The following is a 5524-nucleotide window of genomic DNA, read 5'->3' on the forward strand; positions in this document are numbered from 1 at the left end:
TTCCCCAGCATGCAACTTAATCGACCTATACAACTACTTCTAACGCTCCGCCTTTGTGAGAATCCCCTGTAAGCGGTTTAGCCTTTCGACTATCGCTACGTTGCACCAGTGACACTTATTCCCTCCACATGCAACGCATGCCAATCCGTAAAACGGACACGCAGAAGCAGGCAAAGCTCGATTTATAATGCTTATTTGACGATTTAGAACACGATTTAACGAAGACTTATCATTTTGAGGCTTGATATAAACACTGTTTATTGTGAAAATGGAGTTCAGGTACAAGCCTTTTGGTGAAATCATAACGGTCGTCTAACCTTATGATCTTCGTTACTTGATGTTCTAGCATCAAATAACTGCGTACCGCTGAATTTACTTGAAAACCCCTCTAACTTGCAAGACTTAGAGGGGTTTTTGTTTATAATTTTAAATTACAAACTACTTATCTTTATTTAAAGCAAATTTTCGCTTCTTAATCACCGTAATTGGCTTTTCTTTTGGGCCCATATTTTTCTGAATGGCTACCTGCTTCATCTCTACTGGCACAACACTATTTTCATTAGTCTTTGGACTAGATTCTTTAGGCTTTGAGTCTGTTGGCTTTTGCAGAGTTGCTTCTTTATTTTTAATTTTTATATAAATTTCATGAGCAACTGTATTGTGCTCTTTAATTTCTCTGTTTTTATCAGCCAATTTTTTATACTGCTCCTTAAAAGGTTTTATAAATTTTTTGATAGCTGATAAGAACACGGCTTCTTCAGGGTATATGTCCGCTAATGTCTTAGGTGTTTCCTTTTGCACGAAATTGATGAGATCGGCTGGAAATTTATTAAGAATTTCTGGAGTAGCAAAGCTTACAAAATCATAGTCATGATAAGAAATTACAGCATATCTCGTATTTTTCTTGGTCGGACTTTTAATATAACCTTTGACTGTTGCCTCCCCTTGATCAAGTAACTTTTTCAAATAGAAATCTTTAATTTGGTTTTCTATAAGTGCATTCCCTCTATAGAACCTAAGCTTCTGACTGATTTCCGCCTGTTCTTCCAGGTTGTCTTCATTAACAAGTTTTAGCTGTTCGGCTTGGTCAAGGAATTGAGCATAATTATATTGAGCAAGTTCGGATGTCCAAATCAGTAACTGGTCAAGGTTTTTAGGCATAGGAACTTTCAAATCATTCAAATCAAGCTTTTTAATGGGCGCAAGTTCTTCTTCCTTAAATTCCTTTCTCTCTAAACTCGCTCGATTTAACATAGAACTATCCTTCAATATTACTTATATTTCAAAAATCTGTAAGTCATTAAAACAATCTTAAATAACCATCTAGACACCGAATACAGCCATTATAAGATTATGAAAAATCTAGAGCGACTATCTTTGCTGATATTTGTGTTCAAGATGAGAGAGTTAAATAAATACGTATCGTTAAATGTAAAAAAAGTCTATTTAGTATTGATACTAAATAGACTTTTTCTTTTATAAATTGAACATCAAGACAAAAAAAGGAGGTCATGTCTAATCATGACTAAATCCCTAATTAAGCACGTTTCAATGCCATAACATGGCGAACCATATCGTTAATATGTTGTTTTGTTTCATTATCTTGTGAACTTAACCATTCTACGACATCAGCATCAAAAGCCTTTGCTTGCGCTATGGCATGGCGTTCCTGTAATTTCTTCACAAAGCTAGGTTTAACCAATGGGGCATTGGTAGGGTCAAAATTTTTATAGCGTTCTAGTTCATTTTGCATTGCTGTACCTCCGCTTTTGGTGATGTGATGGTTCAAATGCAGTGATTATTCTCGCAACATCTCCACGTTCAACCCAAACCACTGTTAATAGTCTACCACGATTGCTTAAACCGACTGATATTAGTCGTTGTTCGTCATAGTGTCCTACATCATCAAAAGACATCAATGCAGGATCAAGGAAAATACTACAGACCTCCTCGAACGTAATTTCACGCCCTCGATAGACTAAATCCATTTTTTGGTCATGCCATTCAAATAACAAGCCGTAATATTCAATCAATGGCATGATTACCTCTTTTCCTCTCGTAAAACTGAAATTAAGTAAGAATTTTCTTTTAGCATAAGAAATATTCTTATTATTTTGGGTCGATCACACATAAATCATTGTTTTTGGAATAGTTGCACTGATCTTTCATTATTCGGACACAAGGTTTAGTTTCTTCCCCAACTTTACAGCTTTGAATATCAAGTTGAATACCATCCTCTCTTAAGCTCTCAATCTTAGAAATATTCTCAAGTGGCTTTATATAAACACTAAATAACCAAATGATGCCAAGCATAAGAATGGTAAAAATTCCTAAAATCATTGCGATGATTTTCCACGAAAATTCATAGCTGGCTGATTCAATCGAGTTTTTTAAGCGTCCAAGTGCTTTAGCAGTCTTAATAAGCTCCGCTGTTCCCTCCTGTAAGCCCGTATTTAGCGATTTTGATACGGTACTATGGGTTTGCCCAGCGATAGCCCTTTGAATGTCTTCCTTCGTGATTTGAAGCTCTTTAACGGCCTGATTGACTAGGTTCTGCTGTTGTTCTGCAACTGCCATCAGTGCATATAGCTTTTTTTCATCAGGTGTCATCGGCTCATCCCCTTATAACTCATGGTTTTCTGTTGTTCTCGCTCTAATTTCTGCTGTTCTTTGTACTGTTCCAAAGCAAGCTGTTTGAAGCTGTCAAAATCAGCCTTAAAGCTCTCAATCCCCTGTTTAATTTCTTTGTCTGAAATTGGGCTGTCTTTGAGGTCTTTCAGGTCTTTTTTCGGGTCACCTAAGTCTAGTTGTTCAAGCTCTTTATAGGCTGTTCGTGACTGTTGCAGGGCTTCCCTGATTTCAGGGTCTTTGGCTTGGCTTGGTAATAGTTTTTTTTCAGGGTCTTTCTCTATGCCTTGCTCTTTGTAGCTTCGCATATCAATACGGCTGTCAATTTGGTGTTTTTCTAAATGGCTGTTGCATAAATCTGCCCATCTTTGGCGTAGGTCTTTAATATCGGTTTTTCTTTCCTGGTAACTCTTACCGGTATTGTCTTTTTTAGCTCCGCCACGTTCAGGATTTTTGCTGTTATAGCGTTTGAAATACTGCTCCGGATCTCGTTCGATTCCATCTTGCAAACGTTCATTAAACATGAGGTGAACGTGGGGCTGATCATTGCCGTCCATTGCTTTAGGGTTATGAATCGCAAACTGATATGGATATTTTGAGCCGATCTCGGACTGAATGAAGTCCTCAACCAATTCTAGGCGTTGCTCGGCATTCATTTCTCTAGGCAAGGCAATTTCATATTCTCGATAAGTACTGCCATTTTTGCGCTCGTAAAGGTCGGCTGCCTCCCAAAAGGCAATCGGATTATGTTCAGCCCATTTCGGCATGTTTCCATAAGCACTATGTTCAAGGTCAGTTTCTGCCTGTTCCTGTTTCAGCTTCTTTTCTTCGTCCCGATCAATATATTCGGAATGCGGTGCTGCCTTGCCTGCCTTGCCAACTTTGACACTTAAACGAGCAATCGCCATTAGGTTTTTTCCTGTTCCTTTTTTCGGTCTAATTCTTTCTTAAAGGCTCTTTGATCGAGTATCGAAGCCCACATCATAATGATGATGATTAGAGGTGCTGCGATCACGCCAAAAGTAATATCTTTAATTTTTCCCAGTACCTGTTTTAGTTGCATGCAGTTGCTCCTAGCTTTGGTACTTCTTTTTTCTGTAAATTGAAAATTTACGGAAAAAAGAAGTTTCAGGGTTTTAGGGATGAAGTCCCTAACGTGCTTAGGTTTCTCAATGAAATTGAGAAACGTCTAAGCGCGCCATCAAAAAATTTGATGGAAGTACAGGCAACAATCTCTAGAACGATTTTAACAAAATTGCGTACATTTGACGTAATTATTTTGTTATCGTTCTTTGAGAATTAAGCCTGTACTTTTGCGGTATCTGAATTAATGGAATTGAATATGAATAATGATTGGCTGTCTGAAAAAATCACCTATATCTCTGCTTTAAAGAATCCGAGTGATGCTCAAAAACTTTTATTGGAATTAGCTAAAATCCAATACCGTACACCAGACCAAGAGAAAAAACTGAATGCTTTGATTAAGGCCGAAAAAGCAATAGATCGAGCGAATAAGCAAAAGGTAGCCGTTAGAAAATTACTGAATGCAGAAAAAGAAGCTGAACGTAAAGCTCGTACACGTCATCTCATCCAATTAGGCGCACTTTTTGAGATTGCCAATCTAGATCAACGGAACCCAGCAGAATTACTTGGAGTTCTGCTTAAAACTGCTGAAATCGACCCAAATGATATGAAATGGCAGATTTGGAAGGATTTAGGACAGGAAACTTTAAATCAGCGTAAAAAATCTTAAACCATATTTTAAAAATCGATCAACATATAGAAATATACCCTCAATATTATAAGGGTAACTAATTTTAGGTTAACAAATGAAACTGATTTATATAGTTGCAGCACTAATTATTTTTTTTAAAATTACAAATGCTCATGCTGAAAATTCTATTACTTTTGAACAGTATAAAAAAGGGATACTTTTCAAACTTGATGTTTTGTCTGACTCTATATCTAAAGTATTAGAATTTAAAAAAAACAAACGGCCTTTAACAACCAAAGAAAGCTCTGAACATATGTGTTCAGTAAATGGCATGACTAGAGAAACTCTATACTACATAAACAAACATCCTAAATATAAAGAAAAAATAAAATTAGAGGAGATACAAAAAATTGAAGATGCGCATCAAATCTCTGAAAATTTTATTAAGAAATTTGACGTCAAATGTCCTGATACTGTTGAAATTCCGGCTTATTATCCAGGTGCAAGATGGCAAGAACTCCCTTCAATTCAAGGTAAAGAAGATCCAGTTATTGCATATATAGACACAGACAACTATAGAAAACATTCACCAATTCCTGACAGTGAAGTTGTTAATATAAAAGAACTTTTTAAAACAAATCCTGATTACTATATAGAACAGGATTATTTAATTTTTTGTAAAACAAAAGAGTATATAACTACTAGGGTAAAAGCATTTGTAGAGCATGCAGATGGAACCACAACAAATTATGAACTAAAAGATGAACTACCTTTAACAAAAGAACCTATGGGAGATAAGACAAAAAGGATTTTTGATTATAAATGTGAATAGCCTAAGCAATAATTGTTTTATAAAGATTGATCAATCATATACAGACAACTCAATATATATAAAAACAAATGTTCTCAACTTCTCAACTCGCCCCCAAAGCGTCGCACTTCGTGCTTTGGCTTTGGAAACGGTTGAGAGAGTTTCGGCAATACTTTCCCTAAAGGCGGTCATTTAAAAAAATGACACATCCTTTAAGTATTGCCGATTTACCGCATATTCTTTTGGCTTCGGAGCCACGTATATCGGTCGTATCCGCACATAGTTTTGCTGACTATGCAGACAAGGACTAAAGGTCTTGCACCTTCTCCCACACGCTCCCTGTCGAAGTATGGCGATATCTCTGCGAGGGT

8 protein-coding genes are annotated in these 5524 nt (G+C 36.6%); 2 read left to right on the forward strand and 6 right to left on the reverse strand.

Translation table 11 applies throughout. The annotated features are described in order from the left end of the window. Positions 1-438 precede the first annotated feature (438 nt). From AC4CVD_RS18545 to AC4CVD_RS18570, 6 genes are all read right to left on the reverse strand, one after another. Positions 439-1254, reverse strand: coding sequence for a hypothetical protein (locus AC4CVD_RS18545; protein WP_163172877.1), 816 nt, complete (start codon positions 1252-1254; stop codon positions 439-441). A gap of 283 nt (positions 1255-1537) precedes the next feature. Further along, positions 1538-1753 carry a hypothetical protein gene (locus tag AC4CVD_RS18550; protein ID WP_114674320.1) on the reverse strand — a complete coding sequence of 72 codons (216 nt, stop codon included), beginning with the start codon at positions 1751-1753 and terminating at the stop codon, positions 1538-1540. Next, complete coding sequence (locus tag AC4CVD_RS18555) at positions 1743-2039, reverse strand: BrnT family toxin (RefSeq protein WP_042087986.1); 297 nt, start codon at positions 2037-2039, stop codon at positions 1743-1745. The genes AC4CVD_RS18550 and AC4CVD_RS18555 overlap by 11 nt, the downstream gene beginning before the upstream one ends. A 70-nt stretch (positions 2040-2109) precedes the next feature. Next, a complete protein-coding gene (locus AC4CVD_RS18560; RefSeq protein ID WP_044109130.1) occupies positions 2110-2610 on the reverse strand; it encodes a hypothetical protein in 501 nt (166 codons plus the stop codon). Continuing rightward, positions 2607-3536, reverse strand: coding sequence for a MobA/MobL family protein (locus tag AC4CVD_RS18565; protein WP_161417620.1), 930 nt, complete (start codon positions 3534-3536; stop codon positions 2607-2609). Before AC4CVD_RS18565 ends, AC4CVD_RS18560 begins: the two co-directional genes overlap by 4 nt. Continuing rightward, entirely contained in the window at positions 3536-3691 is a 156-nt protein-coding gene (locus tag AC4CVD_RS18570; RefSeq protein WP_004846790.1) for a hypothetical protein, read from the reverse strand. The genes AC4CVD_RS18565 and AC4CVD_RS18570 overlap by 1 nt, the downstream gene beginning before the upstream one ends. A 279-nt stretch (positions 3692-3970) precedes the next feature. On the opposite strand from AC4CVD_RS18570, the gene AC4CVD_RS18575 reads away from it, so the two are divergent. After that, a complete protein-coding gene (locus tag AC4CVD_RS18575) occupies positions 3971-4381 on the forward strand; it encodes a conjugal transfer protein TraD (RefSeq protein WP_490753675.1) in 411 nt (136 codons plus the stop codon). Between the two features lie 76 nt (positions 4382-4457). Continuing rightward, the gene (locus AC4CVD_RS18580) at positions 4458-5174 is read left to right on the forward strand and encodes a hypothetical protein (RefSeq protein WP_490753676.1); all 717 of its coding nucleotides are present in this window, start codon (positions 4458-4460) and stop codon (positions 5172-5174) included. Positions 5175-5524: the final 350 nt, after the last annotated feature.

It is taken from the genome of Acinetobacter sp. LipI_23 (genome assembly GCF_058243045.1).

Coding starts and splice junctions, on each gene's coding strand:
- AC4CVD_RS18570 (WP_004846790.1), bottom strand. CDS start 3,691: ATGCAACTAAAACAGGTACTGGGAAAAATTAAAGATATTACTTTTGGC.
- AC4CVD_RS18575 (WP_490753675.1), top strand. CDS start 3,971: ATGAATAATGATTGGCTGTCTGAAAAAATCACCTATATCTCTGCTTTA.
- AC4CVD_RS18565 (WP_161417620.1), bottom strand. CDS start 3,536: ATGGCGATTGCTCGTTTAAGTGTCAAAGTTGGCAAGGCAGGCAAGGCA.
- AC4CVD_RS18580 (WP_490753676.1), top strand. CDS start 4,458: ATGAAACTGATTTATATAGTTGCAGCACTAATTATTTTTTTTAAAATT.
- AC4CVD_RS18550 (WP_114674320.1), bottom strand. CDS start 1,753: ATGCAAAATGAACTAGAACGCTATAAAAATTTTGACCCTACCAATGCC.
- AC4CVD_RS18545 (WP_163172877.1), bottom strand. CDS start 1,254: ATGTTAAATCGAGCGAGTTTAGAGAGAAAGGAATTTAAGGAAGAAGAA.
- AC4CVD_RS18555 (WP_042087986.1), bottom strand. CDS start 2,039: ATGCCATTGATTGAATATTACGGCTTGTTATTTGAATGGCATGACCAA.
- AC4CVD_RS18560 (WP_044109130.1), bottom strand. CDS start 2,610: ATGACACCTGATGAAAAAAAGCTATATGCACTGATGGCAGTTGCAGAA.